This window comes from Bradyrhizobium sp. WSM4873 (assembly GCF_055811355.1).
On sequence record NZ_JBVVPS010000001.1, the window covers coordinates 331618 to 348461 of the forward strand.

General features: G+C 64.7%; 22 protein-coding genes. 8 read left to right on the forward strand and 14 right to left on the reverse strand.

Annotated features, from left to right (window positions below):
- Nucleotides 1-54: 54 nt before the first annotated feature.
- Both AC0L21_RS01620 and AC0L21_RS01625 read right to left on the reverse strand, forming a co-directional pair.
- Nucleotides 55-747 carry a GNAT family N-acetyltransferase gene (locus AC0L21_RS01620; protein WP_473257302.1) on the reverse strand — a complete coding sequence of 231 codons (693 nt, stop codon included), beginning with the start codon at nucleotides 745-747 and terminating at the stop codon, nucleotides 55-57.
- 4 nt (nucleotides 748-751) lie between these two features.
- The gene (locus AC0L21_RS01625) at nucleotides 752-1099 is read right to left on the reverse strand and encodes a Lin0512 family protein (protein WP_106943230.1); all 348 of its coding nucleotides are present in this window, start codon (nucleotides 1097-1099) and stop codon (nucleotides 752-754) included.
- A gap of 161 nt (nucleotides 1100-1260) precedes the next feature.
- Here AC0L21_RS01625 and AC0L21_RS01630 point away from each other — a divergent pair, with 161 nt between their 5' ends.
- From AC0L21_RS01630 to AC0L21_RS01640, 3 genes are all read left to right on the forward strand, one after another.
- Nucleotides 1261-1614 (forward strand): MmcQ/YjbR family DNA-binding protein, encoded by a 354-nt coding sequence (locus tag AC0L21_RS01630; RefSeq protein WP_473257304.1) that lies wholly within the window; start codon nucleotides 1261-1263, stop codon nucleotides 1612-1614.
- A gap of 73 nt (nucleotides 1615-1687) precedes the next feature.
- A complete protein-coding gene (locus AC0L21_RS01635; RefSeq protein WP_473257307.1) occupies nucleotides 1688-2560 on the forward strand; it encodes a bifunctional helix-turn-helix transcriptional regulator/GNAT family N-acetyltransferase in 873 nt (290 codons plus the stop codon).
- A gap of 57 nt (nucleotides 2561-2617) precedes the next feature.
- Complete coding sequence (locus AC0L21_RS01640; RefSeq protein WP_473257310.1) at nucleotides 2618-3004, forward strand: ester cyclase; 387 nt, start codon at nucleotides 2618-2620, stop codon at nucleotides 3002-3004.
- Between the two features lie 22 nt (nucleotides 3005-3026).
- Here the strand turns inward: AC0L21_RS01640 and AC0L21_RS01645 are convergent, their stop codons facing one another.
- Entirely contained in the window at nucleotides 3027-4247 is a 1221-nt protein-coding gene (locus AC0L21_RS01645) for an MFS transporter (protein ID WP_473257312.1), read from the reverse strand.
- 317 nt (nucleotides 4248-4564) lie between these two features.
- Between AC0L21_RS01645 and AC0L21_RS01650 the strand changes: the two genes are divergently transcribed.
- From AC0L21_RS01650 to AC0L21_RS01660, 3 genes are all read left to right on the forward strand, one after another.
- On the forward strand, nucleotides 4565-5062 hold the full coding sequence (locus tag AC0L21_RS01650) for a peptide deformylase (RefSeq protein ID WP_473257314.1): 498 nt from the start codon (nucleotides 4565-4567) through the stop codon (nucleotides 5060-5062).
- 77 nt (nucleotides 5063-5139) lie between these two features.
- Complete coding sequence (locus AC0L21_RS01655) at nucleotides 5140-5586, forward strand: GFA family protein (protein ID WP_473257316.1); 447 nt, start codon at nucleotides 5140-5142, stop codon at nucleotides 5584-5586.
- A 25-nt stretch (nucleotides 5587-5611) separates the two neighbouring features.
- A complete protein-coding gene (locus tag AC0L21_RS01660; RefSeq protein ID WP_473257318.1) occupies nucleotides 5612-6016 on the forward strand; it encodes an MAPEG family protein in 405 nt (134 codons plus the stop codon).
- A gap of 31 nt (nucleotides 6017-6047) precedes the next feature.
- Here the strand turns inward: AC0L21_RS01660 and AC0L21_RS01665 are convergent, their stop codons facing one another.
- From AC0L21_RS01665 to AC0L21_RS01675, 3 genes are read right to left on the reverse strand one after another with little or no spacing between them, the layout of a single operon-like run.
- The gene (locus tag AC0L21_RS01665; RefSeq protein WP_007609182.1) at nucleotides 6048-6410 is read right to left on the reverse strand and encodes an ArsR/SmtB family transcription factor; all 363 of its coding nucleotides are present in this window, start codon (nucleotides 6408-6410) and stop codon (nucleotides 6048-6050) included.
- Nucleotides 6410-7072, reverse strand: a complete 663-nt coding sequence (locus AC0L21_RS01670) for an SRPBCC family protein (protein WP_473257321.1) — start codon at nucleotides 7070-7072, stop codon at nucleotides 6410-6412. The genes AC0L21_RS01665 and AC0L21_RS01670 overlap by 1 nt, the downstream gene beginning before the upstream one ends.
- 57 nt (nucleotides 7073-7129) lie before the next feature.
- Nucleotides 7130-7927, reverse strand: coding sequence for an AraC family transcriptional regulator (locus AC0L21_RS01675; protein ID WP_473257324.1), 798 nt, complete (start codon nucleotides 7925-7927; stop codon nucleotides 7130-7132).
- Nucleotides 7928-8044: 117 nt separating this feature from the next.
- Here AC0L21_RS01675 and AC0L21_RS01680 point away from each other — a divergent pair, with 117 nt between their 5' ends.
- Complete coding sequence (locus AC0L21_RS01680) at nucleotides 8045-9595, forward strand: carboxylesterase/lipase family protein (protein WP_473257326.1); 1551 nt, start codon at nucleotides 8045-8047, stop codon at nucleotides 9593-9595.
- A 3-nt stretch (nucleotides 9596-9598) separates the two neighbouring features.
- Here AC0L21_RS01680 and AC0L21_RS01685 read toward each other — a convergent pair whose 3' ends face one another.
- The 8 genes from AC0L21_RS01685 to AC0L21_RS01720 all read right to left on the reverse strand — a co-directional run bounded on the left by AC0L21_RS01685 (nucleotide 9599) and on the right by AC0L21_RS01720 (nucleotide 15820).
- Nucleotides 9599-10045 carry a PIN domain-containing protein gene (locus tag AC0L21_RS01685; protein WP_473258361.1) on the reverse strand — a complete coding sequence of 149 codons (447 nt, stop codon included), beginning with the start codon at nucleotides 10043-10045 and terminating at the stop codon, nucleotides 9599-9601.
- Complete coding sequence (locus AC0L21_RS01690; RefSeq protein ID WP_473257328.1) at nucleotides 10042-10329, reverse strand: hypothetical protein; 288 nt, start codon at nucleotides 10327-10329, stop codon at nucleotides 10042-10044. Before AC0L21_RS01690 ends, AC0L21_RS01685 begins: the two co-directional genes overlap by 4 nt.
- A gap of 60 nt (nucleotides 10330-10389) precedes the next feature.
- Nucleotides 10390-11649: a serine hydrolase domain-containing protein gene (locus tag AC0L21_RS01695; protein WP_473257331.1), complete on the reverse strand. Its 1260-nt coding sequence runs from the start codon at nucleotides 11647-11649 to the stop codon at nucleotides 10390-10392.
- Nucleotides 11650-11760: 111 nt separating this feature from the next.
- Entirely contained in the window at nucleotides 11761-12519 is a 759-nt protein-coding gene (locus tag AC0L21_RS01700) for an SDR family oxidoreductase (RefSeq protein WP_473257333.1), read from the reverse strand.
- Between the two features lie 167 nt (nucleotides 12520-12686).
- Entirely contained in the window at nucleotides 12687-13562 is an 876-nt protein-coding gene (locus AC0L21_RS01705; protein WP_473257335.1) for an AraC family transcriptional regulator, read from the reverse strand.
- 238 nt (nucleotides 13563-13800) lie between these two features.
- Complete coding sequence (locus AC0L21_RS01710; protein ID WP_473257337.1) at nucleotides 13801-14205, reverse strand: nuclear transport factor 2 family protein; 405 nt, start codon at nucleotides 14203-14205, stop codon at nucleotides 13801-13803.
- A 1-nt stretch (nucleotide 14206) separates the two neighbouring features.
- Nucleotides 14207-15103, reverse strand: a complete 897-nt coding sequence (locus AC0L21_RS01715) for an MBL fold metallo-hydrolase (protein WP_473257341.1) — start codon at nucleotides 15101-15103, stop codon at nucleotides 14207-14209.
- 72 nt (nucleotides 15104-15175) lie between these two features.
- Complete coding sequence (locus AC0L21_RS01720; RefSeq protein ID WP_473257344.1) at nucleotides 15176-15820, reverse strand: DsbA family protein; 645 nt, start codon at nucleotides 15818-15820, stop codon at nucleotides 15176-15178.
- Between the two features lie 110 nt (nucleotides 15821-15930).
- Here AC0L21_RS01720 and AC0L21_RS01725 point away from each other — a divergent pair, with 110 nt between their 5' ends.
- On the forward strand, nucleotides 15931-16830 hold the full coding sequence (locus AC0L21_RS01725; protein ID WP_473257346.1) for a LysR family transcriptional regulator: 900 nt from the start codon (nucleotides 15931-15933) through the stop codon (nucleotides 16828-16830).
- Nucleotides 16831-16844: the final 14 nt, after the last annotated feature.

The following is a 16844-nucleotide window of genomic DNA, read 5'->3' on the forward strand; positions in this document are numbered from 1 at the left end:
GGGATCGATATAGCGTGAATTCGCCGGATGAGAAGCCTGACCGGACGGCGCGGCTCATTCCTGCTTCATGAACGCAGTGACGTGCAGGCTGCGCCGAATCCGCATTCCCTGCCGCTGGTACAGCGCGATGGCCGATGAGTTGCTCGAGAACACGTGCAGGAACGGAATTTCGCCGCGCGCCTCGATCTGGCGTGCGACCGCCGCCAGCAGCGCCTGCGCGTAGCCCCGCCCGCGATGGTCGGGGTGGACGCAGACGGCCGTCATCTCGACGAAATTTCCCGGCTTCATGCGCTCGCCGGCCATCGCGACCAATTCGCCGCCGGCACGGATGCCGAGGAACGTCCCGAGTTCGTGGGTGCGCCGCGCGAATGGACCGGGCTTGGTCAACTCCGTCAGCGCCATCATGGCGGGAACGTCGGCTTCACCCAGCCGGACGATCTCGGCATCGCGAAGCGGGCTGTCGGCCGGAGAGCCGATCATCTGCTCGCAGGGTCCGGCCACCACGACCTTGAACCCGGCGGGAACGTCGACGGCCTCCGGTGTGAACAGTGCGGCGACCTGCGCGCCCGACAGGAGATCACGGAGCGCAGCAAAGCTCGCCTCGGACATGTCGACCATGTCGGCAAAGGGCGTTACGTCCACCGGGTAGCGCAATGCTCGCGGGCCACCTTCGGCCAGATGTTTGTGGCTGGTCGTCAGCGCGCTCCAGATCGGGCGATCCAGCAGCGTCTCGTCACGGTCGGACACCGGCCTAGTCCTTATCGAAGCTGACGATGACGGCGGCATTGGCGATGAGGATGGGGTCGTTGCCCTGTTCGGGGGCCGACGGAATCTCCAGCCCGCCCTTCACCGCGTTGACGGTGACAGTGCCGTAAGGCAACTCCTTCGCGACCGCGTCCTTGTCGACGGCTTCGGGATTCGGCACCGCGATCGTGACGTCCACGAACATGTCGTTCGCAGTCTTGTCGATCATCCGGAAGAAGCCGAGGCTCGAATGCCTGATGGCATCAGAGACGGCACGCTTCGCCGCCTTGGTGGCGTCCCTGCCATGGACGTCGACGCCCATGCCCATCTCGGTGATACAGCGAACGCGAGCCATGTTCTTATTCCTGTGACTGATTGAATGGTGGGGAGTGTGGGGATTCGGACGGCACGATACAAGTGGGGTCGTCCCCTCTTATCCCGGACGCGGCGCGGCACGCCGTGGCGCTCCATCGTTGCGGCGTTGCAAGCCGCGTGCGCTGTGCTATCGCTCAAGCGATGACTCCCAGAACTTTCGAAACCCGCTGCCTGCGCCTGCCCGCCGTCACCAAGGTGGTGCAGTGGGAGGGCACCTCGGTGTTCAAGGTCGGCGGCAAGATGTTCGCACTCGGCGGCGGCTTTGCCGCGCGCTCCGGCGGCTACATGTTCAAAGTCTCGAACATGGCTTATGCCATGCTGATCGAGCACGGCCTTGCGCGGCCGGCGCCGTATCTGGCGCGCGCCAAATGGGTGCAGCTCGTCGGCAACAACGCGCTGCCGGACGCCGAGCTCAGGGCCTATCTGGCGCAGGCGCACGCGATGGTCGCGGCAAAACTCACGCGGAAATCCCGCAAGGCGCTGGGCCTGGATTGAAGCGCAGTTCGCCGGTGAAGCGAAAGCCTGCGCTGATTGACATCGACGATATGCCTGACTAAAGTCAGACATCATGCTCGACCCTGTTCCACGCGTCCGCCGCTTCAATCGCGCCGTCACGTCCGCTGTCGGCGCCCTCGACACGTCATTCCTGGGACGCGGGCGGCCGCTGGGGGCAGCGCGCGTGCTCAACGCGATCGGGCACGGACGTTCGGACGTGGCTGAGATTCGCGACTACCTCGGCCTCGATTCCGGCCTGATGAGCCGCCTGCTGCGCAGCCTCGAGGACGAAGGGCTGGTCGAGACCAATGCGCATGAGGACGATGCGCGCCGCCGCGTCGCGACGTTGACACGTGCGGGCCGGCGAGAGTTCGCGGCCTATGAGGCGCTGTCGAACACGCAGGCCGAGGGCTTCCTCGCCCAGCACTCGCAACGCGAGGCGCTGCTGGCGGCGATGGATTTGATTGCTTCCGCATTGACGCGCGACCGCGTCACGCTGGATGAGATGGATCCGCGGAGCGAACAGGCCCGTTATTGCCTCGGCGAATATTATGGCGAGCTCGGCCGCCGCTTCAAGCAGGGGTTCGACGTCTCGCTGTCGCGCGATCCTGACGCCAAGGACATGCGCCGCCCGCGCGGCACGTTCATCGTCGCGATCTCGGACACGCTGCCGATTGGCTGCGTCGGGCTGAAGGGCACGGATCACGGCTATGCCGAGATCAAGCGGCTGTGGGTCGCACCGGCGGCGCGCGGATTGCGGCTCGGCCGGCGCCTGATGGACGCGACCGAGGATGCCGCGCGCGGGCTCGGCATCAAGCTGCTGCGGCTCGATACCAACAGCGCCCTGGCGGAGGCCGGCCAGCTCTACCGACGCAGCGGCTGGAGCGAGATCCCCCGCTTCAATGACGACCCCTACCCGGACCTCTTCTTCGAAAAACGTCTGTGAGCGCGGGCGCCGATCGCCCCGTTGCCGCGTTATGGCCGGAGCCGCAGGAGCAACGCCATGACCAGGTCCGACCTCGCCGACATCTACCGCGACTACATCGCCTGCCTGAACCGGCAGGATTGGCCCGCGCTCGGACAGTTCGTTCACGATGACGTCGCCCACAATGCGCGACAGTTCGGACTGTCCGGCTATCGTGCCATGCTGGAGCAGGATTTTCGCTCAATTCCGGATTTGCATTTCAACATCGAGCTGCTGGTCTGCGATCCGCCCCACATTGCCTCCCGGCTGAAGTTCGACTGCACGCCGGCTGGAACGTTTCTGGGGCTGGATGTGAACGGCAGGCGCGTATCCTTCTGCGAAAACGTATTCTATCAATTTCACGACCGAAAAATACGGCACGTGTGGTCCATCATCGACAAGCCCGCGATCGAGGCGCAGCTCTAGCGCTGCGCCTCGATGAACCTGCTTACGCCGCCGCCGGCGCCAACTCCGCTCGCGGCTTCGGGAACGGCCTGAAATTCATCGCCATCAGGAAGGCCCCGAGGCCCATCGCCCAGGAGGCGATATAGAGCCAGGCGTAGCTCGAGAACGCATCGTAGATCAGGCCGCCGGCGAGCGGGCCCGTGGCCATGCCGAGACTGCCCGCCATGGCGGTGCCGCCGATCACCGTGCCCATCATCTTGAGCGGAAAGTTTTCGCGGATCAGCACGGCGTAGAGCGGCATGGTGCCGGCATAGATGAAGCCGAAGACGGCCCCGACCGCATAGAATGTCGTGAGCTGGTGCGCGAAGACATAACCGAGTGCGCCGAACGCCTGCAACAGCAGGCCCGAGACGAGCACGCGCTTGGCGCCGAAGCGGTCACCCATCAGACCGAAGGCGATGCGCCCGCCGAGGCCGGCAAAACCCTCGATGCTGTAGATCGTCACCGCCGCGACCAGCGGGATGCCGCAGCTCACGGCATAAGAGACGGTGTGAATGATCGGGCCGGAATGGGTGGCGCAGCAGAAGAAATTGGTCGCGAGCAGGATCAGGAATTGCGGCGAGCGCAATGCCTCTCCCATCGACATCTCACCTTGCACGGCGCCCTCGCCCGCAGGCGCGGCCAAGGCGTGCGCGAGCGCCGGCGGGCGGCGCACCAGGAATGAGACCGGGATCATGATGGCGCCGACCACCAGCGCCACGATCTGCATCGAGGTGCGCCAGTCATGTCCGGAGACGAGCCAGGCCGCGAGCGGCGCCATCGTCATCGGCGCCATGCCCATGCCGGCCGACACCAGCGAGACCGCGAGGCTGCGATGGGTGTCGAACCAGCCGGTCACGGTCGCCATCATCGGCGCGAAGATCGCGGCACAGGACGCCCCGACCAGAAGGCCGAAGACGAACTGAAACGCAAGCAGCGAAGTGGCGTGGCTCGCCGCGAACAGGCTCACGGTCAGCACCGTCGATCCCGTCAGCACCACCAGCCGCGGCCCGAACCGGTCCGTCAGCGTCCCCCAGGCCATGCTGGTGCAGGCCATCGCCAGAAAGCCGATCGTCATCGCGCTGGAGATGCCGGTCACGGACCAGCCGGTATCCTTTGCGATCGGCTGCAGGAACACCGGCAGCGAAAACATGCCGCCGATGGCGACGCAGCCGAGCAAGCCGCCCGCGGCGACGATCACCCAGCGATAGGAGGAAGAGTTCATTTTTGGTCTCCCGTCAGGTCTGTCTGGGTGGAAGACGAATGGGAACATGGTGGGCCGACAGGCCGACGCAAGTTTTTGCGGCACGCATTTGTGACCTGCCAAACAAAAAATGCGAAAACAACCCCATGCACAGTAGCCGGGCGCTTTGGGATCAAGGACTTACAGCGCAGCTCTTTGCAGTGCGAAGAAAGACTCGCCGTTTGACTCGTCGGGCAAAACACCTGCATCATGGCATCATCCCGCCGCTCTTGATCGTCTTCCCTTGCGCAGCCGATTAGCCGTCTCCTCGCCCGCAAGGGTTCCGGCCAGGAGCCTGCATGACCATTCGCCCGATCGTCCGCTATCCCGACCGCCGCCTCACGTTGCCGGCCCGCCCCGTCACCGCGTTCGACAATGCGCTTCGCGAGCTCGCAACGGATCTGCTCGAGACCATGCGCGCCGCGCCCGGCATCGGCATCACGGCGCCGCATATCGGCGTGCCCTTGCGCGTCGTCGTGCTCGAGCTCGACGCCAAGGAGGGTGCGCAGACCTACGTCAATCCGGAGATCGAATGGGCCTCACCCGAGATGATCCTGCATCGCGAAGGCAGCGTCTCGATGCCCGGCGTCAACGACGACATCCAGCGCCACGCCCGCGTGCGGATCAACTATCAGGATCTCGACGGCGAGATGCACACTGAAGAATCGGAAGCCTTGCGTGCCGTCTGCCACCAGCACGAGATCGACCAGCTCGATGGGATGTTCTGGATCCAGCGGCTGTCGCGGCTGAAGCGGGAGCGGCTGGTGAAAAAGTTCGACAAGATGTCGCGCGGGTGAGCGTGCCGGCGAAGATCGGACTCGTGTGAAATCGCGCAGGCTGTTCGATGTGGAGAAGTCAAACGAGCCTGATATGATTGGAACGGTCGGCCCCGTCGGGAGGGAGACGAACGACATATTCAGGTCGTTGCGCCTGCGGCGCGGTTTGTTACACCATTGCGTCCGCGCCGATCCGCGGCTTCCAATGCCAGTGCAGCGACTGTCAGCGCGACACCGGCAGCGGCCACAGCTCCATCTTCGTGTTCGCGCGCAGCGCAGTCTCGGTGACAGGCGAGGTGCGCGAAATCGAGCGCACTGCCGACAGCGGCGCAGTCAAGCGCAAGGGATTCTGTCCGAGCTGCGGCTCGCCGATCTACAACAAGCCGGACGAGAAGCCGGAGTTCATCGGCATCCATGTCGGCACGCTGGACGATGCCAGCACGTTCAAACCGTCCGTCGTGCTGTTCTGCTCGCGCGGATATGCCTGGGACCACCTCGATCCCGAGATTCCCAAACTCCCGGAATGGCACCCGGGATCGCGCTGATTTCTTGCAGCTTGGGGGACAGCCAATGGCGATGAGCTTCGAGCTATCGATGCTGGCCGCCGCGATCGTCTGGGGCTTCGTACAGCTTGTCGCCGCCGCGCAAGCCGCGAACCTGCAGTACGGCCTCAGATGGGCTGCGAGCCCGCGCGACACCGAGATGCCGCCGCTCAAGGCCATCCCCGGCCGGCTCAACCGAAATTTCCGCAACTACATGGAGACGTTTCCATTCTTTGCCGCCGCGATCCTCATCTCTCACTCCGCAGGCGTTCACAACGAGCTGACTTATTGGGGATCGATCGCCTATCTTGGCGGACGCATCGCCTACACCGCGCTTTACCTATCCGGCATACCGCTCGTCCGCTCGCTGTTCTGGAATATCGCCAGCTTTGGTATGCTTGCTGTTTTGGCGGCGGCTTTCGTGCCTCACTGAAGCGGCGCGATGCGACTTTGCCGCGACGCCATCACGCCCGCTTCCCGCTCCGCTTGGTCATTGGCGCGTTGCGACGCTCGCGTTTGCCGCGCGCGATTTCCGTCGCCAGGGCGTCCAGCTTCGGCTCCCAGAAATTGCGGAACTGACCGACCCATGCATCCACCGCTTGGAGCCCCGCAGCATCGACCGAATAGAGCCGTCGTTGCGCCTCCGCCCGAACGGTCGCGAAGCCGCTCTCGCGCAGCACCTTGAGGTGCTGCGACACGGCTGCCTGCGTGATCCCGAACTCCGCTCCGATCACTTCGACGACCTCACCGGACGCCATCTCGCCGGGCGCAAGCAGCTCCAGGATGCGACGGCGGACAGGGTCGGCGAGGACCTCGAAGATTTGCATCAGCTTCCTGTGCCCGGATGCGCCACGTCGGGCGGCGTCTCTCCGCGATAGAAAGCGATGGTGCGGTCCGACCGCTGTTTCGCGGAGGCAGGATCCACGCCGCTTGCGACATGCGCCGCGCGCCAATACTCGCCGCTACTCGTCATGAATTCCTTGCCCGCGGGAGAGCCCATCCACGCCTCGGCCGTCTCATGGTCGACCGATGCCCCGGTCGCAACATATCGCTCCAGCCCCGCAATGGCGAGATCCCAACCGATCCCGACTGCCCCTGGACCGAACTGATTCCAATGATCCTCGATCATCGCGGTGTGCTCAAGCGTCAGCCGCGCCTGGCTTCGTTCTGTCGTCAGCTTGACGTCGATCCAGCTCATCGCGCCGCCGAATTCCCACGTCGCCGCAAAATGGGTCGGCGGCGTACATGCCGTGATGGTCCCGCCTGCATTCCCCTTGAGCTGGTACTTTCCGCCGAGCCGGAGATCTCCCTCGACCGGCAAGAACCAGCGCGGAATGCGTTGCTCGCTGGTCACTGCGTCCCAGAGATCGTCGACGCTGGTCTCGTAAAGCCGCGTCAGTGTCACCGCACTGGCCGCTTTCCCGTCCTTCTCGAAATTCCTCACCGAACGCGTAACCAGCCCCAATACCCTGACGACGTCGATCTCCATAGCACTTGCTCCCTGTCGTTTCGTGCAAGGATGAATATCGATCTATACTAATATAAGTCAACTCTTATATTCTGGCGAGATGCCGCTCAGATATTTGCCCGGCGGTTTCCCGAGCGCCTTCTTGAACATGGTGATGAAGGCCGCGACGGAGTCATAACCGAGATCGGCGGACACCTGCTGCACGCTCGCGCCGGAGGTCAGCTCGCGCAAGGCGACGATCAGGTGCAATTGCTGGCGCCAGCGCCCGAAGCTTAAGCCCGTCTCGCGGACAACGAGACGCGCGAGGCTGCTCTCGCTCAGCGCGACGCGAGCGGCCCATTCGGCCAGCGTCCTGCGATCGGAAGGGTTTTTTGCCAGCGCCGCGGCAATCTTCTTTAACCGCGGCTCGGGCGAGAGCGGCAGATGAAGCTGCTGAACCGGCATGCGGGGAAGCTCGCGCAGAAGGACGCTCGCCAGAAGGTTCACCCTCGCCTTGTCATCCGCGATCTGATCAGACAATTCGACGATCACTTCACGCAGCAGCGGGGAGATCGAGAGCGTGCAGCATCGATTCGGCAGGTCCACGGCGTCAGGCTCGATATAGACGAAGAACAGCCGGGCATTTTCTGTCGCGAGGTTGCTGTGCTGCAGGCCCCCGGGCACCCAAACCGCGCAATGCGGCGGCACCATCCACAGGCCGGTGGGAACGCGGCACGTCACGGCGCCTCCCAGCGCAAAGACAAGCTGCCCCTTGCGGTGGCTGTGATCGGGCGCTTCGCCTTTGGTCCCGATCACGTCGACGCGCACCGCGATAACGGGCGCGGAGACATCATCCACATCGAGATCAGGCCATGGAAAACGGAGCGGCTGCCGCATGCTTGCCGGTTTTTAGCAATTGATTGGCGGAACATCTAAATCGAACGGAGAGGAATGTCGATAGGCTGCTGTCTCCCGGCGGTGGTCGGGCACGCTCTGCGATCAGGAGAAACGACCATGCATGGTTTCACCAGTGCGACAGCAGCCGAGCTGGAACGCGGGGTCCGCACGCAAGCAGGCTCCGTGCGTGGCGGCCCGCGCGATGCAAGCGGCGTGATCGCGTTCAAAGGCATTCCGTATGCCGCGCCACCGGTCGGGCCTCTGCGTTGGTGCGCACCGCAGCCGCCGACGCCCTGGGAGGGCGTGCGCCATGCGCGCGTGTTCGGCGCGGGGTGTCTGTCGGCGCTCGAAAACGACCAGCGGCCGGGACCGCGCGACGAGGATTGCCTCTATCTCAACGTCTGGACCGCGGCGAAGCGCGCGGATGAGAAGCGGCCCGTGATGGTGTGGATTCACGGCGGCGGCTTTCAGTTCGGCTCCTCGGCCAATCCTGCAACCGATGGAGGCGCGCTAGCAGTGAAAGGTGTCGTCGTCGTCAGCTTCAACTACCGCCTCGGCATCCTCGGCTTCTTGGCTCATCCCGAGCTCGATGCGGAGGCGCCGTCAGGCAATTACGGCCTGCAGGATCAACTGGCGGCGCTGCGCTGGGTCAAGGCCAACATCGCCGGCTTTGGCGGCGACCCCGGCAACGTCACCCTGTTCGGCGAATCCGCCGGCGCCATGGCCATCGGCATCTTGATGGCCTCGCCGCTCGCGCACGGACTGTTTCACAAGGCCATTGGACAGAGCGGCGCGTTCTGGGACGGCAAGCACGGCCCACTCCAGGGCTTTGAAGAAGCCCGCGCGCGTGGTCTGGCTTTTGCCCGGCAGCAGGGCAACGGGTCGGTCGCAGCTTTGCGCAGCATGCCGGCCGATCGGTTGAATGCAGCCGCGCCATGGAGTTTCAGGACCAGCCCGGTCGTGACGGCCTTCTCGCCGAGCATCGATGGTCGTGTCGTGCCTGACGTGCCCGCGCGGCGCTTCCTGCGCGGCGAACAGATGCACATCCCGCTGCTGGCGGGCTGGAATGCCACTGAGGAATTTCCTTTCCGTTCGCAGTCACTTCCCGATCAATCGGCGCAAGCCTTTGTCGCCGCGGCCGAGGCGATGTTCGGCAGGGAGCACATGGCCGATTTCGTGAAGGTCTACCCCGCCGCGACCGACGCGGAGGCCAAGGCGTCCGCGTCCGCGCTCACCGGCGGCATCGTGGTCGGCGAGCAATGCTGGCAGTGGCTGCGTCTGCATCGGCGCGGGGGACGCGCGCCGGTCTACGGCTATCACTTCAGCCATACCTCGCACTACACGCCGATCGCCTCGCATGTCACCGAAATCCCGTTCGTGTTCGGCACACTGACACCGCAACAGGTGATCGGCAGCTCGGCACCGCCGGCCGAAGAGGACCGCGCGCTGGCGCGGACCATGATGGCCTATTGGGTGAATTTCGCAGCGCATGGCGATCCCAACGGATCAGGCCTGCCACCCTGGCCCGCCTATGACGAAGCAGACGTCGTGCAGATCCTGGGCACACCGATCGAAGCCCGCCCCAATCCGCAAGCCGCCCGCTTCCGCTTCCTCGCCAGTTTCAGACAGGACGGCATTTTGCCGATGCGCTGGCGGGAGCTGCCGTAAGGCTCAGGCCGGTTTCGCGTCACTATCCGCATAGGCGCGCATGAGGTTCGGCGTCCACCATGTCGCGACACCGGTTCCGGCGAAGTCGCGGTCTGTCGTCCAAACGTCAGCCTCGACGCTCCAGGCCAGCGCCAGCACATGCGCGTCGCGCTCGGACCCATTGCGGCTTGCCACGGCGTCGCGAAGCGTCTCTTCGCATCGGGCGAGCATAGGCTCCAATGCGGCTACCGGAACGATCGTGAGCAGCTCAGCCAACGCGTCCAGCAGCTCGGTCAGCTCCGGGCGCCGCAGCCCAAGCGCGATACGGCGACGCGCTTCCTGGACAACGCGGTCCGTCGTCACCAGGATCGCCATTTCAGCAGCCTTCAGGAGCGCGCCGGAGCTTCGGCCTCGAACGGCGGCAATCAGAATGGCTGCGTCAACGACGATCGTGGTTGACGGTCGTCTCATGCCTTCGACTTGGCCGTGAGCTTCTTCACGGCCGAGACCGACCAATCGACCGGATCGACGTCACCGAATTCAGCCAGCGCTGCGTTGTCCGCGGCCACGTCGCGTCCCTTCGCGAACCGCTCGGCCCGCGCCAGAACCGCCGCGAGCTTGCCTGAATCGACTGCCTTGAGGGGGATGAGCAGCCCTACGGTCCGCTCACCCGATTTGACAGGCGTCGGGCCGGGCAACGCACCGATGGCCTCGCCTGAAATCTTTTGCAAATCGCGGATGCTGATGTGCGCCATAGGGGCTTACATACACCCATATGTAATGCTTCGCAAGATGATCGACAGGCACCCGCGCCCTCACTCGCCCGCCATCAGCTCCTTCGCCAACGCCATGTAGGCCGGCAGCGTCATGGGGTCGTTGGCGGCATTGCCCGCTGCGGGGTGCGAGGCGTAGCGCGCGATCACCATCTCGGCCTTGGGATCGATATAGGTGCCCTGGCCGTGAACGCCGCGCGCCATATAGGCGCCGTGGGCGTTGTGCGTGACCCACCATTGATTGCGATAGGACGCACCGGGGAGCGTGGTGTAACCGGCGGGCTTGAATTTTTCGGGATCGCCGCCACGCGCGATGTCCTCGACAACAGATGAAGGCACGATCTGCCGGCCGTTGAAGCGGCCGTGATTGCGCATGATCTCGCCGAAGCGGGCGAGATCGCGCAAGGTGGTGGAGAGGCCGCCGCCGCCGCTTTCGGTGCCGATGCGATCGACGTGGTAATGCGCGTCTTCCTCCGCGCCCATCGGCTGCCAGATGCGCTCGGAGAGCAGATCGGACAAGTTCATGCCGCTGACGCGCCGGATGATCCAGGCCAGCACGTCTGTGTTGACGGTCTTGTAGGCAAAGGTCTTGCCGTGCTCGCCCTGCTTCTTCTGCGCCATCAGAAACTCGAAGATGGTGGTCGCACCGTCATAGTCGGGTGGAATCGGCGCCATGCCGTTGGCGCGCCGCAGTCCCCACACATGCGAGTTCTTGTCGGTGTAGACTTCGGTGTATTCGAGCCCCGTGGTCATATCCATGACCTCGTGCATGCGCGCATCGCCGAACGCGCTCGCCTTCAGCTCCGGCACATAGTCCGTGACGGGCGCCTGCGGGTCGATCTTGTCCTCGGCGACCAGAATGCCGGCGAGCACGCCCGTGAACGACTTCGTCACCGACATCGCGATATGCGGCTTGTGCGGCTTCAACGCGCCGAAATAGCGCTCATAGATCAGCTTGCCCCGATGCAGCACGGCGATGCCGTCGGTGTAGGTCTCCTCGAGCATCTTCGCGAAGGTCATGGGCCGGCCGTCCATCGTGGTCGAGGCCGACGCGCCGATGTCATGGTCTTGCCGCGGCAGCACCGACGCAGGCCCCGCCCCGCGCCAGACATTCACGGTCGGCACCAGCTGGCGGATGTTGCTCCAGGCCCAGCGCAGCTCGGGGAAGCTGCGGAACGAACCATCCTGGAAGCTGATGGTGCGGTCGGGGGAAGGCGGGAAGCCCTTCATCCAGCCGAGTGTTTCGGGATCGGTTTCGGCGGCGGTCGCGGGCGACTGACTCGGGGCGGTGGCGGCGGACATCAATATTGAACTCCGGAAGCGAACGACGGGGTCTCGTATCATGGAGATACGTGGCGAACATCCAATGTTTGCGCCGAGGTGACCGTCGCCGCGCGCTTGGCGGGTTCGTCGTCACGTCAGGCGGACCGACATGCCGCCGTCAACCGTCATGGGGCTGCCCGTCATGAACGATGCCCGGTCGCTCAGGAGAAAAACGGCCGCCTGCGCGATCTCCTTGGGACTGGCCATCCGCTTCATCGGGTGAAGCCCGGCGATGAAATTCAGGGCGTCTGGATTGCCCTCGCCTGCCGCCGGGGTGATGGTTCCTCCAGGCAGAAGCGCGTTGACGCGAATGCCTTCGGCGGCGTGCTCGGCGCCAAGCGATTGGGCCAGGCCGATCAGTCCCGCCTTCGAGGCTGCGTAGGCGGCCATCCCCGGCATGCCGCCGTTGCTGAAGCCAACGAAGGAGGAGGTCAAGACGATGGAGCCACCGCCCTGCTTGCGCAGTGCCGGGATTTGCGCCCTTGCGCCGAGGAAGGCGGAGGTGAGGTTCACCGCAAGCACATCGGACCAATTTTCGAACGCCATCTCGGGGACCGGCGTCATGTCGCCGACAATGCCGGCATTGTTGAAGGCGCCGTCGAGCTTTCCGAAGGTCTTGATGGCGTGTTCGACCAGACCTTCAGCGTATCCTGCGTCCCGAACGTCGCCCACGAGAAAAGTCGCGCGCCCACCGGCGCCTCTGATGCCGTCCACGACAGCCTGCAGCTCGGCGGGGCGACGCGCCCCGAGCACCACATTGGCGCCTTCGGACGCGAACAACGACGCTGCGGCAGCACCGATACCGCTGCTGGCGCCGGTTATGATGATCGTCTTGTTTGCAAGTTCCACCGTGAGACTCTCCTGATGTCGAAAAGGAGCCGAACAAGACATCAGGCACCGGCGAGCGGCCACCCGTTTCCCGAGGTGAACGCGGGATCACATCGTGGCGGTATTGATCCGCCAATGGCGGCCTGCCGGTTTCCGTGATCGGAAGCGACAGGCGCCGTCAGCGGACGCTACTTCAGCGGCAAGAAAACGTCCGCGACGGTCTCGTGCTCCGGCACCTCGGGGAAGAAGCTCAGCCGCTGGCAGTAGATCGGGAAGTCGCGGGCCTCCTCGCCGCTGGCCGGAAGCCAGTCGCGATAAAGGAAGAGCGCGGCCGGCTCGAGATTGTCGGTGTAGCCGACGACGCGCAGCACCGCGCAGCGTCCGCCGGGGATCTCGCCGGCCTTGATCTCTTCGCCGTTCGCCGCGGTCGGCTGGTCGGTCCCGACGCAGAGGTCCGTGCTGTACTCGGCCGGCGAGGCAGGACGCCGCTCGGAGCGCCAGACCGTGAAGGTCGGACTTGTCCTGGGGTGCAGGTTCGCCGCCTTGCGCCACGCGATGAAGCGCTGGATCGTGGCGGGAAGCGTCGCCGGGTCGCCGCGATGCTCCATGATCGCAACCGGCGTAGGGGGCACATCGCGGATCGTCACGTCGTCGGTGGTAAACGTCTTCTGCATGAGCGTGCTCCTGGCGCTGTCGAGAGGCCCTAAGGCCGCAAGCCACGGCTCCCAGTCGGGAGACTTCCGGAACGACGACGGCGATTGCCCGAACCGTTGCCGAAAGGCGCGGGCGAAGGCATCCGGTGCGTCGTAACCGGCATCCATCGCAATCTCCGTGACATCAAGAGCGTCCATGTAGGCCAGTTGATGCGAAGCGCGCTTCATGCGGGCCAGCTGGACATGCACTGATAACCCGAAGGTTGCCGAGAACTGCCGGTGGAAATGATATTTTGAGAAAGCCGCAACAGCACTCACCGTGTCCAGATCCAGATCATCGTCGAGATGCCGGTCGATATGATCCAGCACCCGTCGCATCCGGTCCTGATAGTTCTGCAGCGCCGCCTTCATCGTCCCTCCTCCGTGGCGGCTCCATCTAGTCGCTGACGGCGATGACACGCTCGACCGATCTTGCGGTATGGCAGGCATCCCGTCGATCCCATTTTGAGCGTGATGGGCGCCTGCGCAAGGATCAAGACGGCGGCAACGGACGTGGCGAACTTCAGCAAGATCTGGCCGCCGTCAAAACGGAAAAAGGGAGCCCGCATGTCGCGGGCTCCCTTCTCGTACATTCCGACGTAGCCGGCTGTCAGTGGCCAGCAGTCTCCAGCGCCTTCTGCACCATCGCGGTGTCGACATATTGCGTCATCCCGGCGATCTTGCCGTCCTTCACCAGATAGAGATGCGCGAAATTGGCGCGCATGGATTTGCCCGTCGCCTTGTAGGTCCCGGAGTAGACGCCGAAGGCGGCGACGCGATCGCCGTCTTCCAGATAGGTGTGAACGTCGGCACGATAGCCGGTCCATTCGGTGGCGAGACATCGGAACACGCCTGATATGATCGCGTCGGGTCCGACATAAGTGCCCGCATAAGGAAACCCTTCCGCTTCGGTCCATGCGGCATCCGGAGCGAGAGCGGCCAGCAAGTTGCGGCCGTTCTGTTCCGACGACGATCCCTCATAGGTGGCGCGGATCAGGTCGAGGTTCGCCCCCATCTCAACCCCATTTCATCTCGCCGGTGGCGACCTTGGCGCCGATGTCGAGCGCAACGCTCATGCCGAGGCCGGGGAAGCGCGCCTCCATCGCCGCCTTGAGCGCCGCGGACTCCTTGGCCTTGGCCAGCTCTTGGTCGAACGCCTTGAGGTAGGTGATGGTGTGCTCGACACCGGACAGATCGGTCTTTGCATCTACCGACAGATGGCCGGGGACGACGATCGCCGGCTTGCGCGCCGCGATCTTTTCGAGATTGGCGATCCAGGCGGCGCGCTGCTCCTTGGTCGGCGTGTCGGCGGTCCAGACATGGACGCCGGAGAAGATCAGCACGCCGCCGAACACCGCGTTGAGCGAGGGCACGAACAGATAGCGCCGGTTGGCCAGGCCGTCGGCGCTGACGATCTCGATGGTCTCGCCGTCCACGCTGAGCGACTTGCCGTCGAACGCTTCGGGAATGACCACATCGGCGAGCACCTGCGGGCCGTTCGCCTTGAGTTGCGGCCCCCAGACGGCAAGCTTCTTTTCGACGCTGGCGTTAATGGCCGCCACAGTTGCGGGCGCCGCGAGCACGCGGGCCTCCGGGAACGCCGCCTTGATGGCGCCGAGGCTGAAATAGTAATCCGGGTCCGACTGGCTGATATAGATGGTGGTGAGCTTCTTGCCGGTTGCCTTGATGGCGTCTGCGACAGCCTTGCCATCTGACAGCGTGAAGCCGCCATCGATCAGCACGGCTTCGCTCGGCCCGGACACCAGAACGGGAGCCCGGAAGAAGCCGTTCGGTCCTGCGGGAAAATGCTTCCAGGCGAGCCCGCCGGCGGCATGGCCGAGGCCTGCGGGTGCGAAGATGGCGGCAGCGCCTGCGGCGAGAGTGGTTTTCATGATGGTTCTCCTTGTCGGCATGCTGGTCTCCTGGTGCTGGTCTGGGATCGCGAAATGAAAGCTGGATGGTCCGGTCTGTGTTGATCGCTGCGCTCAGGCCGCCTTCAGTCCGTCGACAAGGACGTCGAGGCTGCCGAACAGCGCGCTTGCTTGCACGAGGCGGCGATCATGGCGCGTCCCGACGATGAGGGCCGGGACGCCGTTGGCGCCGAACCGGCGCATCTCGGCACGCGCAGCCTCGAGGCGCGCGCGATACGCGGCGATCAACGCGGCGTCGGGCGTTGCCAGACGCGCGGCAACCTGCGGCAAGTTCATCGCGCGCAGTACGTCCGACAGCACGGACATGTCCGTGCTGTCGCGGCCTCCGACATAGCGGACGAGTTGGAAGGCCTTCAGCGCCGCGAACTCCCGATCAGGTGCCGTGAGCGCAACAGCCGTGAGCGCCAGTGTTGCCGGGCCGGAATCGAACAGGCGCGTGCGGTCGCCCAGCACATCGCGGCGATAGGCTTCGCTGAAAGGCTGGCCGCTCAAGCGCGAAATCCGCTGGTCGTTGGTCCAGGCATAAGCGGCAAAGCCGTCGTCCATCGGACGGGCGCCCTCGCCGGCGAACAGGCCTGTCGGCGCAAGTTGGACCGCGAAATCTGGTCGGGCCACGAGCTGTTCGAGCAGCGCGGCGGCGCCGTAGCACCAGCCGCAGAGCGGATCGAACAGGTAGGTGACATGAATGGGCGCGGACATGGCGATCTCCTTGAAATGCAATGTGGCACGCGCGCATTGGTAGATAAATATCAACAAAATATACAGAATGTATGGTATTGGCTGACAATAGATCTGACCGGACGAACCAAATGAACCTGAACCGACTGGCCTATTTCGCAGCCGTCGTGGACACCGGATCCTTCACGCGGGCCGCCGAGCGGCTCGGCATCACCAAGGCCGTGGTGAGCCAGCAGGTGGCGCAGCTGGAGCGCGATCTCGGCACCAGTCTTCTGGTGCGCACGACGCGCCGGGTCCATCCGACCGAGGCGGGCCGCATGTTTCATGCGCGCTGCGTCATGATCTTGCGCGAAGCGGAGGATGCCTTCGACGAGCTCGCGCAGGCGGCCGCCGCGCCGACCGGCACATTGCGGATCACGGCGCCGAACGACTACGGCACAGCCGTCGTCGTTGCCGTCGTCACGGCCTACGCGGCACGCTATCCCAACTGCCGCGTGGAGTTGACGCTCGAAGATCAGACGGTCGACCTCGCCTCAGGCCAGATCGACATGGCGATCCGTGTCGGCTGGCTGGTCGATTCCAGCCTGCAGGCGCGCAAGATCGGCGCGTTCCGGCAATGTCTGGTCGGCGCTCCCGCATTCACGGATCGGATCGCCGCCGCGCGCGATCCCGACGATCTCGCGACGCTCCCGTTCGTCGCCAACATGGCGCTGCGCGAGCCGCTGCTGTGGCAGTTCTCGCGCGGCGATCTCGACCGACGCGCTGTGCGCCTGCAGGCCAGCATCGCCATCGACACGACGCCTGGGGTGCTCGCGGCCGTGCTCGCCGGCGGCGGCCTTTCGGTGCTGCCGGATTTCCTGGTCGCCGACGATCTCGCGGCCGGGCGCCTCATTCACATCCTGCCGCAATGGCAACTGCCATCCGGCGGCATCCACACGGTGTACCCGGCGGCTCGATTCCGCCCACCCAAGGTGACGGCGTTCGTGGAGATGCTGATCGCGGCTCAGCGACGGGCGGGTTCGGTCGAATGAGCCGCACGGCTTTG

What these genes read in the sequence shown, in the direction of transcription:
- AC0L21_RS01625 (WP_106943230.1), bottom strand. Translation starts at nt 1,099, where the DNA reads ATGGCTCGCGTTCGCTGTATCACCGAGATGGGCATGGGCGTCGACGTC.
- AC0L21_RS01630 (WP_473257304.1), top strand. Translation starts at nt 1,261, where the DNA reads ATGACTCCCAGAACTTTCGAAACCCGCTGCCTGCGCCTGCCCGCCGTC.
- AC0L21_RS01635 (WP_473257307.1), top strand. Translation starts at nt 1,688, where the DNA reads ATGCTCGACCCTGTTCCACGCGTCCGCCGCTTCAATCGCGCCGTCACG.
- AC0L21_RS01640 (WP_473257310.1), top strand. Translation starts at nt 2,618, where the DNA reads ATGACCAGGTCCGACCTCGCCGACATCTACCGCGACTACATCGCCTGC.
- AC0L21_RS01645 (WP_473257312.1), bottom strand. Translation starts at nt 4,247, where the DNA reads ATGAACTCTTCCTCCTATCGCTGGGTGATCGTCGCCGCGGGCGGCTTG.
- AC0L21_RS01650 (WP_473257314.1), top strand. Translation starts at nt 4,565, where the DNA reads ATGACCATTCGCCCGATCGTCCGCTATCCCGACCGCCGCCTCACGTTG.
- AC0L21_RS01660 (WP_473257318.1), top strand. Translation starts at nt 5,612, where the DNA reads ATGGCGATGAGCTTCGAGCTATCGATGCTGGCCGCCGCGATCGTCTGG.
- AC0L21_RS01665 (WP_007609182.1), bottom strand. Translation starts at nt 6,410, where the DNA reads ATGCAAATCTTCGAGGTCCTCGCCGACCCTGTCCGCCGTCGCATCCTG.
- AC0L21_RS01670 (WP_473257321.1), bottom strand. Translation starts at nt 7,072, where the DNA reads ATGGAGATCGACGTCGTCAGGGTATTGGGGCTGGTTACGCGTTCGGTG.
- AC0L21_RS01675 (WP_473257324.1), bottom strand. Translation starts at nt 7,927, where the DNA reads ATGCGGCAGCCGCTCCGTTTTCCATGGCCTGATCTCGATGTGGATGAT.
- AC0L21_RS01680 (WP_473257326.1), top strand. Translation starts at nt 8,045, where the DNA reads ATGCATGGTTTCACCAGTGCGACAGCAGCCGAGCTGGAACGCGGGGTC.
- AC0L21_RS01685 (WP_473258361.1), bottom strand. Translation starts at nt 10,045, where the DNA reads ATGAGACGACCGTCAACCACGATCGTCGTTGACGCAGCCATTCTGATT.
- AC0L21_RS01690 (WP_473257328.1), bottom strand. Translation starts at nt 10,329, where the DNA reads ATGGCGCACATCAGCATCCGCGATTTGCAAAAGATTTCAGGCGAGGCC.
- AC0L21_RS01695 (WP_473257331.1), bottom strand. Translation starts at nt 11,649, where the DNA reads ATGTCCGCCGCCACCGCCCCGAGTCAGTCGCCCGCGACCGCCGCCGAA.
- AC0L21_RS01705 (WP_473257335.1), bottom strand. Translation starts at nt 13,562, where the DNA reads ATGAAGGCGGCGCTGCAGAACTATCAGGACCGGATGCGACGGGTGCTG.
- AC0L21_RS01710 (WP_473257337.1), bottom strand. Translation starts at nt 14,205, where the DNA reads ATGGGGGCGAACCTCGACCTGATCCGCGCCACCTATGAGGGATCGTCG.
- AC0L21_RS01715 (WP_473257341.1), bottom strand. Translation starts at nt 15,103, where the DNA reads ATGCCGACAAGGAGAACCATCATGAAAACCACTCTCGCCGCAGGCGCT.
- AC0L21_RS01720 (WP_473257344.1), bottom strand. Translation starts at nt 15,820, where the DNA reads ATGTCCGCGCCCATTCATGTCACCTACCTGTTCGATCCGCTCTGCGGC.
- AC0L21_RS01725 (WP_473257346.1), top strand. Translation starts at nt 15,931, where the DNA reads ATGAACCTGAACCGACTGGCCTATTTCGCAGCCGTCGTGGACACCGGA.